The sequence below is a fragment of the Pseudomonas sp. LBUM1679 genome (genome assembly GCF_059695565.1).
Genome location: NZ_CP166774.1, coordinates 6895996 through 6914568, shown reverse-complemented (window position 1 = coordinate 6914568; position 18573 = coordinate 6895996). Strand labels below are relative to the sequence as shown.

16 protein-coding genes are annotated in these 18573 nt (G+C 59.1%); 7 read left to right on the top strand and 9 right to left on the bottom strand.

The features are described from left to right. Window positions 1-32: 32 nt before the first annotated feature. On the bottom strand, window positions 33-1424 hold the full coding sequence (locus tag ACA062_RS31655; protein WP_497454470.1) for an L-cystine transporter: 1392 nt from the start codon (window positions 1422-1424) through the stop codon (window positions 33-35). Between the two features lie 241 nt (window positions 1425-1665). On the opposite strand from ACA062_RS31655, the gene ACA062_RS31650 reads away from it, so the two are divergent. The 4 genes from ACA062_RS31650 (at window position 1666) to ACA062_RS31635 (ending at window position 5863) form a co-directional block, all read left to right on the top strand. Beyond that, the gene (locus ACA062_RS31650) at window positions 1666-2733 is read left to right on the top strand and encodes an HAD family hydrolase (protein ID WP_497454469.1); all 1068 of its coding nucleotides are present in this window, start codon (window positions 1666-1668) and stop codon (window positions 2731-2733) included. Between the two features lie 475 nt (window positions 2734-3208). Continuing rightward, entirely contained in the window at window positions 3209-3493 is a 285-nt protein-coding gene (locus tag ACA062_RS31645) for a DUF6124 family protein (RefSeq protein WP_497454468.1), read from the top strand. 316 nt (window positions 3494-3809) lie between these two features. Next, on the top strand, window positions 3810-5249 hold the full coding sequence (locus tag ACA062_RS31640) for a PAAR domain-containing protein (RefSeq protein WP_497454467.1): 1440 nt from the start codon (window positions 3810-3812) through the stop codon (window positions 5247-5249). Continuing rightward, window positions 5246-5863, top strand: a complete 618-nt coding sequence (locus tag ACA062_RS31635; protein ID WP_497454466.1) for a hypothetical protein — start codon at window positions 5246-5248, stop codon at window positions 5861-5863. The genes ACA062_RS31640 and ACA062_RS31635 overlap by 4 nt, the downstream gene beginning before the upstream one ends. A gap of 669 nt (window positions 5864-6532) precedes the next feature. On the opposite strand, the gene ilvD is transcribed toward ACA062_RS31635, so the two are convergent. From ilvD to ACA062_RS31620, 3 genes are all read right to left on the bottom strand, one after another. Beyond that, window positions 6533-8374, bottom strand: a complete 1842-nt coding sequence (gene ilvD, locus ACA062_RS31630) for a dihydroxy-acid dehydratase (RefSeq protein WP_497454465.1) — start codon at window positions 8372-8374, stop codon at window positions 6533-6535. Between the two features lie 258 nt (window positions 8375-8632). After that, window positions 8633-9829, bottom strand: coding sequence for an MFS transporter (locus tag ACA062_RS31625; protein WP_497454464.1), 1197 nt, complete (start codon window positions 9827-9829; stop codon window positions 8633-8635). 223 nt (window positions 9830-10052) lie between these two features. Next, window positions 10053-11249, bottom strand: a complete 1197-nt coding sequence (locus tag ACA062_RS31620) for a class I SAM-dependent rRNA methyltransferase (protein ID WP_497454463.1) — start codon at window positions 11247-11249, stop codon at window positions 10053-10055. 350 nt (window positions 11250-11599) lie between these two features. Between ACA062_RS31620 and ACA062_RS31615 the strand changes: the two genes are divergently transcribed. Genes ACA062_RS31615 through ACA062_RS31605 form a run of 3 tightly spaced genes read left to right on the top strand, consistent with a single transcriptional unit; the run spans window position 11600 to window position 13628 of the window. Beyond that, window positions 11600-12415, top strand: coding sequence for an HDOD domain-containing protein (locus ACA062_RS31615; RefSeq protein WP_497457520.1), 816 nt, complete (start codon window positions 11600-11602; stop codon window positions 12413-12415). Window positions 12416-12439: 24 nt separating this feature from the next. Further along, complete coding sequence (mutM, locus tag ACA062_RS31610) at window positions 12440-13252, top strand: bifunctional DNA-formamidopyrimidine glycosylase/DNA-(apurinic or apyrimidinic site) lyase (protein ID WP_497454462.1); 813 nt, start codon at window positions 12440-12442, stop codon at window positions 13250-13252. Window positions 13253-13304: 52 nt separating this feature from the next. Then, entirely contained in the window at window positions 13305-13628 is a 324-nt protein-coding gene (locus ACA062_RS31605; RefSeq protein ID WP_497454461.1) for a multidrug transporter, read from the top strand. Between the two features lie 136 nt (window positions 13629-13764). Here ACA062_RS31605 and ACA062_RS31600 read toward each other — a convergent pair whose 3' ends face one another. From ACA062_RS31600 to ACA062_RS31580, 5 genes are all read right to left on the bottom strand, one after another. After that, window positions 13765-14016, bottom strand: a complete 252-nt coding sequence (locus ACA062_RS31600) for a YfhL family 4Fe-4S dicluster ferredoxin (RefSeq protein ID WP_038358877.1) — start codon at window positions 14014-14016, stop codon at window positions 13765-13767. 177 nt (window positions 14017-14193) lie between these two features. Then, complete coding sequence (gene coaD / locus ACA062_RS31595) at window positions 14194-14673, bottom strand: pantetheine-phosphate adenylyltransferase (RefSeq protein ID WP_497454460.1); 480 nt, start codon at window positions 14671-14673, stop codon at window positions 14194-14196. A gap of 115 nt (window positions 14674-14788) precedes the next feature. Continuing rightward, window positions 14789-16384, bottom strand: a complete 1596-nt coding sequence (locus tag ACA062_RS31590) for a GMC family oxidoreductase (RefSeq protein WP_497454459.1) — start codon at window positions 16382-16384, stop codon at window positions 14789-14791. Between the two features lie 154 nt (window positions 16385-16538). After that, a complete protein-coding gene (locus ACA062_RS31585; protein WP_497454458.1) occupies window positions 16539-17084 on the bottom strand; it encodes a twin-arginine translocation pathway signal protein in 546 nt (181 codons plus the stop codon). A gap of 28 nt (window positions 17085-17112) precedes the next feature. Continuing rightward, window positions 17113-18543: a coniferyl aldehyde dehydrogenase gene (locus ACA062_RS31580; RefSeq protein WP_497454457.1), complete on the bottom strand. Its 1431-nt coding sequence runs from the start codon at window positions 18541-18543 to the stop codon at window positions 17113-17115. Window positions 18544-18573: the final 30 nt, after the last annotated feature.

Sequence of the window (18573 nt, the reverse complement as noted above, 5' to 3'; positions counted from 1 at the left end):
TCGCGAAGAGGCCCGCTCAGTCGATGGAGGTCTTAAGCGTGAGCCAACTCTCCATGCTCATCCGCATCCAGCAACGCTTTATCCGTCTGCTGCATGACCTGGCTGGTAACCGCCCCCGCCGCAATCGAACCACTGACATTCAACGCCGTACGCCCCATATCAATCAGCGGCTCGACCGAAATCAGCAACGCCACCAGTGACACCGGCAACCCCATCGCCGGCAACACGATCAACGCGGCAAATGTCGCACCACCACCGACCCCGGCCACCCCGGCCGAGCTCAGCGTCACAATCGCCACCAACGTCGCGATCCACAGCGGGTCCAGCGGGTTGATGCCCACGGTCGGCGCCACCATCACCGCCAACATCGCCGGGTACAGACCGGCACAGCCATTCTGGCCAATGGTCGCGCCGAACGAGGCGGCGAAACTGGCAATGGACTGTGGAATGCCCAAGCGGCTGGTCTGCGCTTCGATGCTCAGCGGAATGGTCGCGGCACTCGAACGGCTGGTGAAGGCAAACGTCAGCACCGGCCAGATCTTGCGGAAGAAGCGCAGCGGATTGATCCCGGCGACCGACACCAACACGCCATGCACCACAAACATCAGGCCCAGTCCGATGTAGGAAACCACCACGAAACTGCCAAGCTTGATGATGTCCTGCAGGTTGGAGCCGGCGACCACCTTGGTCATCAGCGCCAATACCCCGTACGGCGTCAACTTCATCACCAGGCGCACCAGGCGCATCACCCAGGCTTGCAGGGTGTCGATGGCGTTGATCACTTTCTGACCTTTCGCTACATCATCCTTCAGCAGTTGCAGCGCCGCGACCCCGAGGAACGCAGCGAAGATCACCACGCTGATGATCGACGTCGGCTTGGCCCGCGCCAGGTCGGCGAACGGGTTCTGCGGGATGAACGACAGCAACAGCTGCGGCACATTCAGGTCCGCGACCTTGCCCGCATAGTCGGTCTGGATCGTTTGCAGCCGGGCTATTTCCTGAGTGCCGGCCACCAGGCCTTCGGCGGTCAGGCCAAAGAGGTTGGTCAAGCCGATACCGATCAGCGCGGCGATGGCCGTGGTGAACAGCAGCGTGCCGATGGTCAGGAAACTGATTTTGCCCAGCGACGAAGCGTTGTGCAGACGGGCCACGGCACTGAGGATCGAGGCGAACACCAGCGGGATGACGATCATTTGCAGCAACTGCACATAACCGTTGCCCACCAGGTCGAACCAGCTGATCGAGGCTTTCAGCACCGGGTTGCCGGCACCGTAAATCGCGTGCAAAGCGACACCGAAACCCACACCCAGCGTCAGCGCGAGCAGGACTTTTTTCGCCAGGCTCCAGGTCGTGTGGCGAGTTTGTGCCAGGCCAAAAAGTAACGCGAGGAACACCAGCAGATTGAGAATCAGCGGCAGATTCATGAGAACTCCGATAAAGACTTGTGCCAGCCACCTTCCGGGGCAGCTGCGAACCGGCAAGCCTAACAGCTTGATATCTAATGAATTAATATCAAAAAAGTCTGAATACTGTCGTTTTTGGAATAAGCGGATGTCGTTCTCGGGGATGCAGCTGGCGCAATAGGGACGTGGGTGGTCGCAGGCAGGTGAGGACTGTCATGGCAATTTGTTAGCGTCGATATCTTTAAATCAGGGAAGCATGCCGATGAAGCTCGCACCGAAATTTCTGGCCGCCGCACTGGGATTGAGTTTGGGTCTGGGCCTCGTCGGCCAGGCATTCGCCACGGATTTGAAGCATTGGCCGGTTGATCAGGCCAAGGCGCTGGACGCGATGATTGCGGCCAACGCCAACAAGGGCAACTACGCGGTGTTCGACATGGACAACACCAGCTACCGCTACGACCTCGAAGAGTCGTTGCTGCCGTTCATGGAAAACAAAGGCCTGATCACCCGCGACAAACTCGACCCCTCCCTGAAACTGATTCCGTTCAAGGACACCGCCGAGCACAAGGAAAGTCTGTTCAGCTACTACTATCGCCTCTGCGAACTTGACGACATGGTCTGCTACCCATGGGTCGCCCAAGTGTTCTCCGGCTTCACGCTCAAGGAACTCAAGGGCTATGTCGACGAGCTGATGGCGTCCGGCAAGCCGGTACCAAGCACCTATTACGAGGGCGACGTGGTCAAGACCATCGACGTCAACCCACCGAAGATTTTCACCGGTCAGCAAGAGCTTTACACCAAGCTGATGGAGAACGGCATCGAGGTCTACGTGATGACCGCCGCCTCCGAAGAACTGGTGCGCATGGTCGCGTCTGATCCGCAGTATGGCTACAACGTCAAGCCGCAGAACGTGATCGGCGTGACCCTGCTGCTCAAGGACACCAGCACTGGCGAGCTGACCACGGCCCGCAAGCAGATCACCGCCGGCAAGTATGACGAGAAGGCTAACCTCGGCCTCCAACTGACGCCCTACCTGTGGACCCCGGCGACCTGGATGGCGGGTAAGCAAGCGGCGATCCTGACCTACATCGATGAGTGGAAAAAACCGGTTCTCGTTGGCGGCGACACCCCGAGCAGCGACGGTTACATGCTGTTCCACAGTGTTGACGTGGCCAAGGGTGGCATCCACTTGTGGGTCAACCGCAAAGACAAGTACATGACCCAGATCAACGGCATGATGGCCAAGCACGCCGCGGCCCAGGCCAAGGAAGGGTTGCCGGTGACGGCGGACAAGAATTGGGTGATCGTCACACCGCAAGAGATCCAGTAAGACCGCGGCGCCTCCATCGCGAGCAAGCTCGCTCCCACAAGGATCTCGGGTGAAACACAGACTGTGTGAACACCGAAGATCCCTGTGGGAGCGAGCGTGCTCGCGATGACGCCCGTCGGTGCAATGAAAGACTGCGCTTGAACGACATTTCCTTACAGTCGCAACCTACGCATTCTTGCGTAAGGGACTACGACTACTTCAGAATCCGCCGGCTTGTGCGCCTCACTCCCGGACTCTACCGTCTACCTGTCGCTGAACATCAGTGATCGGGTTTGGTAGCCCGGCTGTGTAGGGTGCAAAGCATCATGATTTGCAGACGTTCTGACGTCTCTGCTTTTTATGGTGGTCATGCACAGGGCGTTTTCGGACGCGCCGGTTTCCTTACACCCCGGTCTACCAACCTGCGCATGGCCGCCACCTTCGTTTGGTAGCGAGGGTGATGGCTCCTTGTCTTATGGTGTAAGGAGTTTTATCTATGCTCAAAATTACCCCCGATCCCCCAAATACCGACCTGTCAGCCCGCATCAACGCCACCCCGCGCAAACCCAGCCGAACATTCGTCATCGCACCGGGCCTCGACACCGAAACCCTGTTGGCCCACGCCTGCGAATCCCTCGCCTCGGCCAATGTCATGGCCAGCGATTTCGCCGGCCTGCTGGAAGGCTCTCAACGCAGCACGATGCTGGGGATTGCCCAGGTCATCATGCTGGGCGAGCTGGCGGTGAATCAGGCGTTGGATAACCTCGACCCGCAGGAGTAACGCAAAAGGTCGTCAGAGACGATGCTCACTGTAGGAGCGAGCCTGCTCGCGATGGACGTCAACGATGACGCGGGCAGTCTAAATGCCCGCATTGTCTGGAAGTCCATCGCGAGCAAGCTCGCTCCTACAAGAGATAGATGCAAACAAAAATGCCCCGCACTTGTCGGGGCATTCCCTCGCTTTATCGCCAGCATACCGACGAGCATCCGGCCTCGTTTTCAGAAATGCCCTACATCAATCAAAGAAGCATCTGATTTTTCCTCCACTTCGCCTCTTCTAACTTGCGTCCTTTCGATCTGACAAGGACACATTTCGCATGAAGCGCTACAACATCACCGTCGGGGCCAAAACCACCGTCGGCGGCACGGTCGTCAGCGGTTGGCATCGCGGCAGCATCAATGGCCAGGCCATTGCCCGCGAAGGCGATGAAGTCAAATGCCCGGAATGCGACAGCACGGGGACTATCGTCTGCGTCGGCCCACGCTTGTCGGAGCAGTGGGATGGACTCAAGCCCGCCCTGGATGGCGACCTGTGCAAGTGCAAGTGCGATCCACCGCCCAAGTTGATTGCCAATCAGACCATGAGGAGCCAAACGATCGAAGGCGGCAGCATTGCGTCGCCTGCCCGAGCCGCGGCTCAATCCGCCGCACCGGTCGAAGCTCGTAAGCCGACAGCCGAACCGAGCCCCTCCAGCGTCCGTCCTGCAACGAGCTACGGCGAGCAGTCGGGACAGGTCTGCCAGGACCTTTGGCGCAGCTATCAGCAAAGAGCCGAAGCCATCGTGGCACCGGGCGGCATCCTGATCGCCGACCCCAAGGCGCGTAATCGCGCGATCAATTCGGCGTACGCCCGATTGTGGCTGGAGGATCAGCGTTTCCAATGGGCCGGTCTCGCGGCGTTCGCTTCCAAGCAGGTGGGATGTGGCTTGCTACATGCGGCTGATTCAGTCGAGAGGATTCAGAATGAATACGAGGCGGGAAAGCGCATGGTCGACAGCGCCCAGCGTCGCTGGAAATTTTTTGGGATTGAATTGTTCGGCAAGACAGACAAACAGTCGCAACGCGACTACGAGCTAACCCGAAGCAATAACCCGATACCGGGCATTGACCTGCGTAACGACAGCGAATCATTGTCGTACGTGCAGAAGCAACTCCAGTACGTGCATGACATGCTGGCGCTGGGCAATACCACGCTGTTTCTGGATGTATTTCCGTTGCATGCTTTTTACAAGGAGCGTGGATTGCAGGCGCTCAAGACTTGTCTGGAATCACGTCAAAAAACTTATGGTCATGATAAGTATCCAGTCCTATGGCCGATCGAGCAGGAGAAGTTGAAATTCGGTTATGACTACAAGGAAATCCTGCAAGCCTTCGAAGCCATTGAGGCAGGCAATATCGTCGAAAGTGTTGTTTTTCTTGCCGAACATGAGCAGAAGAACATCCTGCAGCCAGCGATGTACAGTGACCTGGATCTGGTGGCTTTGTTACGTGGCAATCAGTTCTCTTATGTTACGAATATCCCTTCCGGCGCAGCGGCAGCTGTCGAGCTGACGCTGGCCAGTCAATGCCGTCCCAGCGAAGACGGACGTACAGTTGGCTTCAGCAGCGAATACTTTGCCAATCTGGCCGACATTCATCAGCGCATGCCCTTCGTACTCAAGGCCGCGACACAGTTTGATGAGCTGCTACGGCGCTCTGATCGCCACCTGATCAAGCAGGCGATTCTCGACATTGCCGCAGGCCGGGGCGTGCGATGAGTCTGCTACGACGCATCGGTTGGCGACGCAAGATTTTGGCAATCGCAGTCGCAGTTCTGCTGGTCGTGGCGGTGATCCGAGCGCTTTCGGACGAGCCGGTGATCGCGCTGATGATTGGCGAGCCTTGGGAAGCCATGCGTCAGCGCTCCAGTGCGGTTATCGCTCCGGCTTTTCCTGGATATTCCTGGTTCAACATGCCCAAGTCTGATGCGCGCCTACGCTTTATCGACCCTCAACTCGGATTTGAGACCCCGCTAGCTCGCTTTTTCACGGTTAGTTTCGATAGGGATGGGTTAGTCAGCAGCATTCGTATGTCCCCGCAGATAGAGCCGCTATTGCTCGATGACACGCTCAAAATCCTATTGGATCTGCAGGACCAATGGCGCCAAGGGGGCTGGACTCCAATCCGGCTCGATGACTTTCCGTCGTTCGCCGATACTCCTCAATGGCGTGCCAGATTACGAGACGTGAACATTGGCGGCACTGCTTACTGGCGAGCTGACAACAAGTATCAGGTAATGCTGGGAGTTAATCGCTTCAGGGACGATAAGCGTCCCACAGAAGAGCGTTACCTCATTACGTTGCAACTTGCCACTCCATGGGGAAGTCCGTGAGACTGCGTTTCGAGAAAAGGACGCAACAATGGTTCCGATCAAAACACATTTTTCGGCCTGTCTGAGATCTAAAGTATCCGTCAGATCGGAAGTTTATTCAGCTCAGCAAATTATTTTAATGGAGTTGATATAAATGGTTGTATGCATTCTTCGGTCAGCTATGTATGTAGTTGGAGGCGTCCTGCCTGCCTTATGGCTGGCGTTACTCAGTCTGATTTTCATGGGCTCCGGTGAAATTTTTTACGTGTTGCTCAGCACGCTCGCATGGTTAGGAACCTGCGGACTTGTTTTGGCGGCGTTAAATAGACCCACTACTACCGAATCACGCCGTAGGCTGGCTATAACAGTAATGTTAATGATGGGATTGCTAGCGATGTCTCCTCTCCTATTGAATTTGTTCCCATACTCCAGCGACGAGTTATGGATTAGCTGGGCAATCCTGGGTCCAACACTAGTGGCACTTCACTACATTTGGCAAGTTGCGCGGATCTCCTTCTCCGGAAAATGACAAATTGTTGCCTTCGGCTCAGCCTTAAGATTTGCCCCTTTGGAATATGGAGTTTTGCGTTAGCAAATTAGAGGTCACAAGAAGGGATGTAATTGACTGATAATTTATCCCAAAAAAATGCCCCGCACTTGGCGGGGCAGTTCATGTCCAACGCTTAAGCCTTACAGCCCATCAAGCATCGCCTTATTACGCACCGCACCCTTGTCAGCACTGGTCGCCAGCAAGGCATACGCCTTCAATGCGGTAGTCACCTTACGCGGACGCTTCTCCACCGGCTTCCAGCCCTTCTGATCCTGCTCGGCACGACGCCCAGCCATCTCTTCATCGCTGATCAGCAGGTTGATCGAACGGTTCGGAATGTCGATCAACACCTTGTCGCCGTCCTGCACCAGACCGATCGCGCCGCCAGCAGCCGCTTCCGGCGAAGCATGGCCGATGGACAGGCCCGAGGTGCCGCCGGAGAAACGGCCATCGGTGAGCAGGGCGCAGGCTTTGCCCAGGCCTTTGGATTTCAGGTAGGACGTCGGGTACAGCATTTCCTGCATGCCCGGGCCGCCTTTCGGGCCTTCGTAACGGATGATCACGATGTCGCCGGCCTTCACTTCATCGGCGAGGATGCCGCGTACGGCGCTGTCCTGGCTTTCGAAGATCTTCGCGTTGCCTTCGAAGACATGGATCGACTCGTCGACGCCGGCGGTTTTCACCACACAGCCGTCGAGCGCGATGTTGCCGTAGAGAACGGCCAGGCCGCCTTCTTTCGAGTAAGCGTGTTCGACACTGCGGATGCAGCCGTTTTCACGGTCGTCGTCCAGGGTGTCCCAACGGGTCGACTGGCTGAACGCGGTTTGCGTCGGGATGCCCGCAGGCCCGGCCTTGAAGAAGTGATGCACCGCTTCGTCGTCGGTCTGGGTGATGTCCCACTTGGCGATGCCTTCGGCCAGGGTCTTGCTGTGCACGGTCGGCAGGTCGGTGTGCAGCAGGCCGCCACGGGCCAGCGAGCCGAGGATGCTGAAGATCCCGCCGGCACGGTGCACGTCTTCCATGTGGTACTTCTGGATGTTCGGCGCGACCTTGCACAATTGCGGCACGTGACGGGAGAGGCGGTCGATGTCGCGCAGGTCGAACTCGATCTCGGCTTCCTGGGCCGCGGCCAGCAAGTGCAGGATGGTGTTGGTGGAACCGCCCATGGCGATGTCCAGGGTCATCGCGTTTTCGAACGCCTTGAAGTTGGCGATGTTGCGCGGTAATACCGACTCATCGTTGTCGCCGTAGTAACGCTTGCACAGCTCGACGATGGTGCGGCCGGCCTGCAGGAACAGCTGCTCGCGATCGCTGTGGGTGGCCAGGGTCGAACCGTTGCCCGGCAATGCCAGGCCGAGGGCTTCGACCAGGCAGTTCATCGAGTTGGCGGTGAACATGCCGGAGCACGAACCGCAGGTCGGGCAGGCGCTGCGCTCGTACTCTGCAACCTTCTCGTCAGAAGCGCTGGAGTCGGCGGCGATCACCATGGCGTCGACCAGGTCGAGACCGTGGCTGGCCAGTTTGGTCTTGCCGGCTTCCATCGGGCCGCCGGAAACGAAAATCACCGGGATGTTCAGGCGCAACGCAGCCATCAGCATGCCCGGGGTGATCTTGTCGCAGTTGGAGATGCAGACAATGGCGTCGGCGCAGTGGGCGTTGACCATGTATTCGACGGAGTCGGCGATGATCTCGCGGCTCGGCAGCGAATACAGCATGCCATCGTGACCCATGGCGATGCCGTCATCCACGGCGATGGTATTGAATTCTTTCGCTACACCGCCAGCGCGTTCGATCTCGCGGGCGACCAGCTGACCCAGGTCCTTGAGGTGGACGTGGCCCGGTACGAACTGGGTGAAGGAGTTGGAAATGGCGATGATCGGCTTTTTGAAGTCGTCATCTTTCATCCCCGTGGCGCGCCACAATGCGCGGGCACCGGCCATGTTGCGGCCGTGGGTGGATGTTTTCGAGCGGTAATCAGGCATGAAGCACTCCGGGCGGCTAATCAGGTATCAAAAGGGAAGTGAGCTTCTATTGACGTCTGGAACACTCAGAAATGGCCGTGTGTCCGGAAGTTGCCGATAACTTTGCGGGATCGCCGCGCGCTTCAGCTTGAGCTCATAAACCCGCCGGGGGATGACTGGCGATGAATGTCGCGATTCTACACGGCTGGCGTCAGGAGGGAATGCCGGAAGCCGTTGATCCATCATTCACGTTGCGTGCAGGATGACGACCGGCATGCATCACCCGCTGGCCAGCGCCTGATGCCGACGTGTGATCAACGCATTCAAGCCAAGACCCAGGGCACTCAAGATCAGGAAGCACAAGGCCTGGGCTGTGGTCAGTCCCTCGGATGCGAGATTGATCACTATGCTGATCAAGCCGCCACACATGAAAATCAACAGGCTGCCGGCGGAGGTAGCGGTGCCGGCGTGTTGTGGGTAAAGGCTCATCGCCCTTGAGTTGGCGATGGGCCGGCAGATGGTGGTGCCGGCGGTGCAGATCAACATGGGGATCAGAACCGTCGCGACGGACAGGCCGAACAGCCAGACCAACAACAGCATCACCAGCCCCGATAGCGCGATCATACCCAGGCCAATGATGATCTGCGTGTCGCCTTCCAGCCGGCGGTGCAAGAGGCTGGCAATAATCCCGCCGACCACATAGGCCGCGCCATACAGCGCCAGCGCCCAGGCGAACTGGTAAGTCGACAGGTTCAGGCGTTCCATGAAAACGATCGGCGAAATGACGATAAACGAGAAATGGCAGGCGAAGGCCAGCGCAGAAATCAGCCAGTAACCGGTAAATCGAATGTCGGAACAGAGCAGCCAATAGGTACCGAAAAATCGCTTGGGCAACGGGCTGCTGCTGCGGGTTTCCTTGAGCAGGAACCAGGATCTCAGCCAGACAAAAGTCGCCAGGGCGATGAATACATAAAAGCTGCCCCGCCAGCCCAGATGCAACTGCAGCCAGGTGCCCATCAAGGGTGAACAAGAAATGAAAATGCCACCGGCGGTTGCCATCCAGATCCGCAAGCGCTCCAGCTCCCGGCCGGCGAACAGATCCTGGAGCAGCGCTTGAGACAAGGCAAACGCTCCACAGCCCACTGCCTGAACCACACGAAAACCCAGAAACCAGGCGTAGTCACTGGCCAATAAACAACCCGTTGCACCAATGGCGGCCAGGGCAATGCCCCCCAGCAGCAGCTTCTTGCGACCGAACATGTCGGACACCGGCCCGATCAACAGCAGCGAAAACGCCAGGCCGATGGCAAAGATGCTGACGGATAAAGCGATATCGGAGGTCGGGGCATGGAAGTAGTCGGCGAGGGCCGGGAAGGAAGGGAGGACTACATCGAGGGGGAATACAGCGAGCAACGTCATCGTCATCAGCAACAGGATGATGGACGACTTTTCGGCGGCAGGTAGGGCGTGAGTCATCAAAAGCACTCTCGATCCGTGAGGGGGGGGGCCGAGGATTGATTTGATGAGAGGGGAAGTCAATGCGGGTGGGCGTAGGACTCTTCTGAAACTGCTGTAGGAGCTGCGGTGCGGCGATCCGACTTTTCGGATCGCCGCACCGCAGCGAAGGCGGCCTTGAGGCTCGCAGCGCCCATGAGGACGCCTTCGCCGGCAAGCCGGCTCCTACAGGAGGTCCGTGTTGTTAGCTGTTTGGCAGCAACCGGCAGGTGATGCTCTTGATGTAGCGCGTTTCAGCAATCGCCGGGTGAACCGGATGATCCGGGCCCTGACCGCCACGTTCCAGCATCTGGATGTTGCGATCCAGGTGACGGGCGCTGGTCAGCAGGATGTTTTGCAGATCGTCTTCCGGCAGGTGCATCGAGCAGGAAGCGCTGATCAGGATGCCGTCCTTGCTGAGCAGGCGCATGGCTTGCTCGTTCAGGCGACGGTAGGCGCCTTCGCCGTTCTTCATGTCTTTCTTGCGTTTGATGAATGCAGGAGGGTCGGCGACGATGACATCGAAGCGTTCTTCGCTGGCTTTCAGTTCTTTGAGGGCTTCAAAGACGTCGCCTTCGATGCAGGTCATTTTCTCGGCGAAGCCGTTCAGCGCTGCGTTGCGCTCGACGCCGTCGAGGGCGAAGGCAGAAGCGTCGACGCAGAACACTTCACTGGCGCCGAACGCGGCGGCTTGCACGCCCCAGCCACCGATGTAGCTGTACAGATCCAGCACGCGTTTGCCTTTGGCATAGGGTGCCAGGCGTGCGCGGTTCATGCGGTGATCATAGAACCAGCCGGTCTTCTGGCCCTGGATGACGGGCGCTTCGAATTTCACGCCGTTCTCTTCCAGCGCGACCCATTCCGGCACCAGGCCGAACACGGTTTCGACGTAGCGGTTGAGGCCTTCGGCATCGCGGGCGGCGGAATCGTTCTTGAACAGAATGCCGCTTGGCTTGATGACTTGAGTCAGCGCCGCGATAACGTCTTCTTTATGGGCTTCCATGGTCGCCGAGGCGATCTGGACCACCAGGATGTCGCCGAAACGATCGACCACCAGGCCTGGCAGCAGGTCGGAATCGCCGTAGACCAGGCGGTAGAACGGCTTGTCGAACAGGCGATCGCGCAGGGACAGGGCCACGTTCAGGCGGTGCACCAGCAGCGATTTGTCCAGCGGCACCTTGATGTCCCGCGACAGCAGGCGCGCACAGATCAGGTTGTTCGGGCTCATGGCAACGATGCCCAGCGGCTTGCCGCTGGCGGCTTCGAGGATCGCCTGATCACCGGCCTTGAAGCCGTGCAACGGCGTGGCGGCGACATCGATTTCGTTGCTGTAGACCCACAGGTGGCCGTTTCGCAGGCGACGGTCGGCGTTGGCTTTGAGGCGCAGGCTAGGCAGGGACATGACGTCGCTCCGGAAAAAAGAGCGGGAGTATAGCGTGTTGGGGGTGATGACGGGCTGGGTGGCGATGAAACGCGGATGACGCCTTCGCTGCGGTGCGGCGATCCGACAAGCCAGCCCCTACAGGGTTTTGTGTCGACCACAATTCATCGGTACGCCGGCGATCATGTAGGCGCTGGCTTGCCAGCGAAGCGATTTCAAACACTACGCCGACTGTAAGTTCCTGCGATTGACCCTCCGGTGTGTCGGATCCAACTTCATAAAGGTTAGAATTGCCGCCTGACCCTGAGTGCGTATTTATGTTCCAAGAGCTGACCACCGAACAGATCCGACAGTCCCTGCAAGGCATCAGCGTGCCGGCCCAACCGCAAATCATGGTGGATTTGCAGATGGAGCAGTACATGCCCGACCCGGATCTGGACGTGATCGCCAGGTTGATCTCCCAAGACCCTGGCCTCTCCGGCTCGTTGCTGAAAATCGTCAATTCGCCGTATTACGGCTTGAGCAACAAGATAGCCTCGATCAAGCGGGCGGTGAATCTGCTGGGCAGCCGATCGATCATCAACCTGATCAACGCGCAGTCGATCAAAGGCGAAATGAACGACGACACCATCGTCACCTTGAACCGTTTCTGGGACACCGCCCAGGACGTGGCGATGACTTGCCTGACCCTGGCCAAGCGCATCGGTGCCCAGGCCGGCGATGAAGCGTACGCCCTGGGCCTGTTCCACGATTGTGGCGTACCCTTGATGCTCCAGCGTTTTCCGAACTACATGAGCGTTCTGGAAGAGGCCTACGCCAGCGCCGGTGCCGAATGCCGGGTGGTGGACACCGAGAACCGGATGTTCAACACTAACCACGCAGTGGTCGGTTATTACACCGCCAAGTCCTGGCGCCTGCCGGAGCACGTGACCGCTGCCATTGCCAATCACCACAATACCTTGGCGATCTTCACCGATGAGTCGTCGCGCAACAGCCAGCTGAAAAGCCTGCTGGGGATCCTGAAAATGGCCGAGCACATCTGTGCGTCCTATCGGGTGCTGGGCAACCAGACCGAGGACCACGAATGGAACAGCATCGGGCCCTTGGTGCTTGATTACGTCGGCCTCTCGGACTACGACTTCGAGACCCTCAAACAAACGATTCGCGACCTCGGCGCTCACCGCTGAGCGACAGCCTGATTCGAGAGCCCCATGCCTGAACTGCCGGAAGTCGAAACCACCCGCCGCGGAATTGCACCGCACCTTGAAGGCCAGCGCGTCAGCCGGGTCATCGTGAGGGAGCGCCGTCTGCGCTGGCCGATTCCCGAAGACCTCGATGTGCGGCTGTCCGGCCAGCGCATCGTGTTGGTGGAACGGCGGGCCAAGTACCTGCTGATCAATGCCGAAGTCGGCACGCTCATCAGTCATTTGGGGATGTCGGGCAATTTGCGTCTGGTGGAAGCCGGCATGCCGGCCGCCAAGCATGAACACGTGGACATCGAGCTGGAATCGGGGCTGGCCCTGCGCTATACCGACCCGCGCCGGTTTGGCGCGATGCTCTGGAGTCTCGATCCGCTCAACCACGAATTACTGATTCGCCTGGGGCCGGAACCCTTGACCGACCTGTTCGACGGCGAGCGCTTGTTTAAGCTGTCGCGTGCACGCTCCATGGCGGTCAAGCCGTTCATCATGGACAACGCGGTCGTGGTCGGTGTCGGCAATATCTACGCCACCGAGGCGCTGTTCGCCGCTGGCATCGATCCGCGCCGGGAGGCGAAGAGCATTTCCCGGGCGCGCTATCTGAAGTTGGCGATAGAAATCAAACGCATCCTTGCACACGCCATCGAGCGCGGCGGCACCACATTGCGCGACTTTATCGGCGGTGACGGCCAACCCGGTTACTTCCAGCAGGAATTGTTCGTTTACGGCCGCGGTAATGAGCATTGTAAGATCTGCGCAACGCAATTGCGGGAAGTCAAACTCGGGCAGCGTGCCAGCGTGTTTTGCCCGCGTTGTCAAAGCTGACAGGTCCTTGGGGCTATAGTCAGTACTCACTGCCTAGCCGAAGGACCGTGCCATGAACCTGTTTCGAACCCTTGTCGTCGTTCTGCTGCTGAGTGTCGGAGCGCCCGTGCTGGCAGCGAACACGGGTAGCGGCGACCCGCGTTACACCATCCAGAATCCTCCCGCGTACGCCATGATCGGCGATTTGCTGATCGCCCGACCCTTGCTGGTCGCGGCGACAGTGATCGGTGCCGGGGTGTTTGTGGTGTCGTTGCCGTTCACCGCCCTGGGTGGCGGTATTGGCGATGCGGGCCAGGCGTTGGTGGTCGACCCGGCGAAAGCAGCGTTTGTGCGGTGCCTGGGGTGTATCGGGGAGGGGTTTGAGCAGCGGGAGTGAGGCAGTTAAATATTCGGTGTGGCTGATGGCCTAATCGTCGGATCGCCGCCCGGAGCAAGCCCGCTCCCACAGGCATTGCGCGGTCCTTGTGGGAGCGGGCTTGCCCGCGATGGCGTCAGGACAGACACCACAATATTCAAGCCTTGCCGGTAATGATCCGGTACTTCTCCATCAACTGCTCTTCAGTCTCCGGATGCGCTTCGTCCAGCGGAATGCAATCCACCGGGCAAACCTGCTGGCATTGAGGTTCGTCATAGTGGCCGACGCACTGGGTGCACAGGTTCGGGTCGATCACGTAGATCTCTTCGCCCTGGGAGATGGCGGCGTTCGGGCACTCGGGTTCGCAGACGTCGCAGTTGATGCAATCGTCGGTGATGATCAGGGACATGCTAACTCCAGCCAGGGCGCAATACCCGGGCGCAATAAATCAATGCGCAATTGTGCCGCATTGGCGCTGTAGGAGCCAGCTTGCTGGCGATGGACGTAAGGGTGCCGCGTTCGTCCAGGCAGCCTTTGTCATCGTTAACGTCCTTCGCGAGCAAGCTCGCTCCTACAGGTGCGCAGGTTACTTCTTGAAGCGTTCGGTCAGCGCGTCCGCCACCGCGGGGTGGACGAACTTGGTGATATCACCGCCCAAGGCAGCGATTTCACGCACCAGCGTCGAGGAAATGTACGAATACCGCTCGGACGGGGTAAGAAACAGACTTTCCACATCCGGTGCCAGCTGACGGTTCATGTTGGCCAGCTGGAATTCGTATTCGAAGTCCGAGACCGCACGCAAACCACGCAGGAACACGTTGGCGTTCTTCTCTTTGGCGAAGTGCGCCAGCAGCGATGAAAAGCCGACGACTTCAACGTTGGGCAAATGACTAGTGACCTCGCGTGCCAGTGCCACACGCTGTTCCAGAGGGAACAACGGGTTTTTCTTCGGACTGGCGGCGACGGCGATGATCACATGATCGAACAGGCGCGCGGCGCGTTCGACCAGATCGCCATGGCCCTTGGTAATAGGGTCGAAGGTACCTGGGTACAACACTCGGTTCATCGCGTCGTCCTGGCGGAAGTCCGTTGGGGACTCGGATGGTATCGCAGCCTTACCGGTCGGCCAAGTCGCGTGTTGGGTAAGAAAGCACTATAGACGATCACAATATTCTCCGTTTTCATGGGTTTTTCAATCGTTCGGCCAGGGAAGTGGCCAGTTGCGCCGTCAGCCCATAGACCGACAATTGCGGGTTTGCGCCAATGCTGGTGGGGAATAGCGAGCCGTCATGGATCGACAGATTGCCTAGCTGATGATGTCGGCCAAGGCTATCGGTCACGGCGTTTTTCGGGTCTTCACCCATGGCACAACCGCCCATCACATGTGCACTGCCCAGCCGTGTGCGATACAGCTCAAGGCTCAAACCGTCGATCAGCGTGCGGGCTTCGGCCAGGGTCTTCACATAGCGAGCGTCGGCGTGCATTGGCATCACCGCCTTGGCGCCACCAGCGAACTGGATCTCGGCCATGCTGTGGAAAGCGCGGCGCAAACCGTCCCAGGCGTAGGGTGAAACCTGATAGTCGAGCACGGGTGTACCGTCACCGCGCAACTCGACGCTGCCGCCGGGGCTGTCCGGGTGAAAGCCGTCGCGCAGTAACGCCAACATCGCATGAGTGTGGGGCAGGTGCTCCATGTGCCGGGCGTTTTCCTTGCCAAAGCCGCCGAGCAGGGTAGTGGCCAGCGCAGGGTGAAGCGGTGGCACTTCCAGTTTGTAGGACATCTTGCCGGTGGTGCCGTCCTGCCACTGGAAATGGTCGGAGTAGATCGACTGCGGTGCGCCGTAGAACGGATTGATCACTTCGTTGAACAGACCGGCGGACATATTGACCAGGTGCAGGAACGTCCGCTTGCCCAGACGCTTGTGCGGATCGGGCGCGTCGGAGCGCAACAGCAGTGCCGGGCTGTTGATGCCGCCGCCCGCCAGCACGTAATGCCGGGCCTTGATCGAGATAGTCCGCCCCGTGGGGGCGACGCAACGCTCGTCCATCGCCACGCATTGCAGGCCAGTGACCTTGCCGCCCTTGATCGAGAGTTTTTCGGCGCGGGCGAGGTAGAGCAGTTCGCCACCTTTTTCCAGGGTGGCGGGAATGGTGGTGACCAGCATCGATTGCTTGGCGTTGGTCGGACAGCCCATGCCGCAGTAGCCGAGGTTCCAGCACCCGCGCACGTTGCGCGGGATGACATGCCAGGCGTAGCCAAGCTTTTCGCAGCCTTTGCGGATCACGTCGTTGTTGGCATTCGGCGGAATCATCCAGGGCGCTACGCCCAGACGTTGTTCCATTTTCTCGAACCAGGGCGCCATTTCGGCCGGGCTATGGCCTTTGACATCATGTTCCCTGGCCCAGTGCTCGAGTGTCGGGTCTGGGGTACGAAAGCTCGAAGTCCAGTTGATCAGCGTCGTACCGCCCACCGCCCGCCCCTGAAGAATGGTAATCGCGCCGTCCTTGCTCATGCGGCCGATGCCTTCCTGGTACAGGCTGGTATACGCCTGGTCCTCGAGCATCTTGAAATCGCTGCTGGTCTTGAGCGGGCCTTCTTCGATCAGCAGCACCTTGTAGCCGGCGGCGCTGAGGATCTCCGCCGTGATCCCGCCACCGGCGCCGCTACCGATGATGGCCACGTCCGCTTCGAGGGTCAGGTCCTGGGTCAGTTGTGAACCGTTATAGGTTTTCCAGCCACGGGCCAGGCCTTCGCGGAATGGGTCGGGTACGGGCATGTTCAGGTTCTCTTATTGTTTTGGATTCGGTGGTGGTGCGGCTGACGCCTTCGCGAGCAAGCTCGCTCCCACAGGTTTTGAGGTGGACGACCCTTTTGCGAACGACTCAAAAACCTGTGGGAGCGGGCTTGCCCGCGATAGGGTCGACTCGGTCTCAGACCGTAGGCGGCCCGGGATACCCGCAATGCGCCCACGATTCCAGGCGGCTGTACCAGGCCATCATCACCAGCTGCAGCAACGAGCTATGCCCCATGCGCAGCAAACTCAAGGCGCTGTTTTCCCAGCGATCGAGAAATGCGCGGATGTCTTCGCTGCTGGCATTGTCCCAACTCCCCCAAATCCCGGTGAGCGGCCCGCGCGTCACGGTTATCCCCAGCACATCGAACAATTGTCGGGTCAGCTTGAGCATTTGCGGTGACAGGTGATTGAGGCCGTTATCCAGGCAGTGCAGGGTCTGGTCGACAGCCGCCGGCATTTTCTCGACGGCCACCGCACCGTCCAGCATCACCGGAATCAACGCCCGCAGAAACAGCAGGTCGCCGCTGCGCAGAATCGTGAAACCACTGGCCGAGGTGCTGGCGGAACAGCCGCTGAGGCTGGCACCCAGCCCGACCGTGGCCAGAAAGGCACTCGCCCCGAGGCTGAATTTAAGCAAACCGCGCCGTGACAACGCAGGGGTATCGGACAGGCTGAGGCTCATTATTGTTATTTACCGGCGCTGAGGATCGTTAGCGAATAAACAGCTTCTGAATCAGTTTTTGAAGGGGTTTGCCGTACGGCGGGTAGATCAGTTTCGCCGCGTTGAAACGCTGTTTGATCAGCACGCCCTTGGCCTTGCTGAAGGTCAGGAAGCCTTCGTGGCCGTGGTAATGGCCCATGCCGGAGGCGCCAATACCGCCGAACGGCATATCGTCCTGAGCGACGTGCAGCAAGGTGTCGTTCAGGCACACGCCACCCGAATGGGTTTCGTGAAGCACGCGGTTTTGCTCGCGCTTGTCGTAGCCGAAGTAATACAGGGCCAGCGGACGAGGTCGTTGATTGATGTAGGCAAACGCTTCGTCCAGATCCTTATAAGGCACGATCGGCAGCAGCGGGCCGAAGATCTCGTCCTGCATCACCGTCATCTCGTCAGTGACGTTGAGCAGCAGGCTGTGGCTCAAGCGTCGGCCCTGGCCCTGGTCGAACAAAGGAATCAGCAGCGCGCCTTTGCTGGTGGCGTCACTCAGGTAGCCATTTAGCCGCTGCAGTTGTCGGTCATTGATGATCGCGGTGTAGTCCGGGTTGTCCGCCAGGGTCGGATAAAACCCGCGAACTGCCTGGCGATAGGCTTCGACGAAGGAACCCACGCGATCTTCCGGCACCAGCACGTAGTCCGGGGCCACGCAGGTTTGTCCGGCGTTGAGCGTCTTGCCGAAAGCGATGCGTTCGGCGGCATCCTTGAGGGGCACATCACGGGAGACGATGGCGGGCGACTTTCCGCCCAGCTCAAGGGTCACCGGTGTCAGGTTCTCGGCAGCCGCGCGCATCACCTGTTTGCCGATGCTGGTAGCGCCGGTGAACAGCAGGTGATCGAAGCGCAGCCGGGAGAAAGCCACGCCGATATCGGCTTCACCCAGCACCACGCAAACCAGGTCCTGGGGAAAAATTCGACCCAGCAGCTCCTTGAGCAGCAGACCGGTGGCAGGCGTCGACTCACTGAGCTTGAGCATCACCCGATTGCCCGCCGACAACGCGCCCACCAGCGGGCCGATAGCCAGGTACAACGGGTAGTTCCACGGCACGATCACGCCAACCACGCCCAACGGTTGATAAACGACTTTGGCCGAGGCAGGTTGAAAGGCAACGCCGACCTTGCGCCGTGACGCTTTCATCCAGCGTTTGAGGTGCTGGCTGGCGTAATGGATGCCGTGCAGGCTGGGCATCAGTTCGGCAAGCAGGGTTTCATCGGCGCTGCGATGGCTGAAGTCCTGGTCGATCGCATCGATCAGGGCCAGGCGTTCATTGCTCAGCAGGTCCCGCAGCGCCTTGAGCCATTGCTGGCGTTGCGCCGCTGGCGGCATGGGGTTGCCGGCATACGCCGCACGTTGGGCGTTAAACAAGGCGTGGAGTTCTTCCAGAGGCTGCTGCAGGTTCTGCAGGTAGGCGATGTCAGCAGTCATTGTAGGCTCCGGATTATTTATTATGGGGAA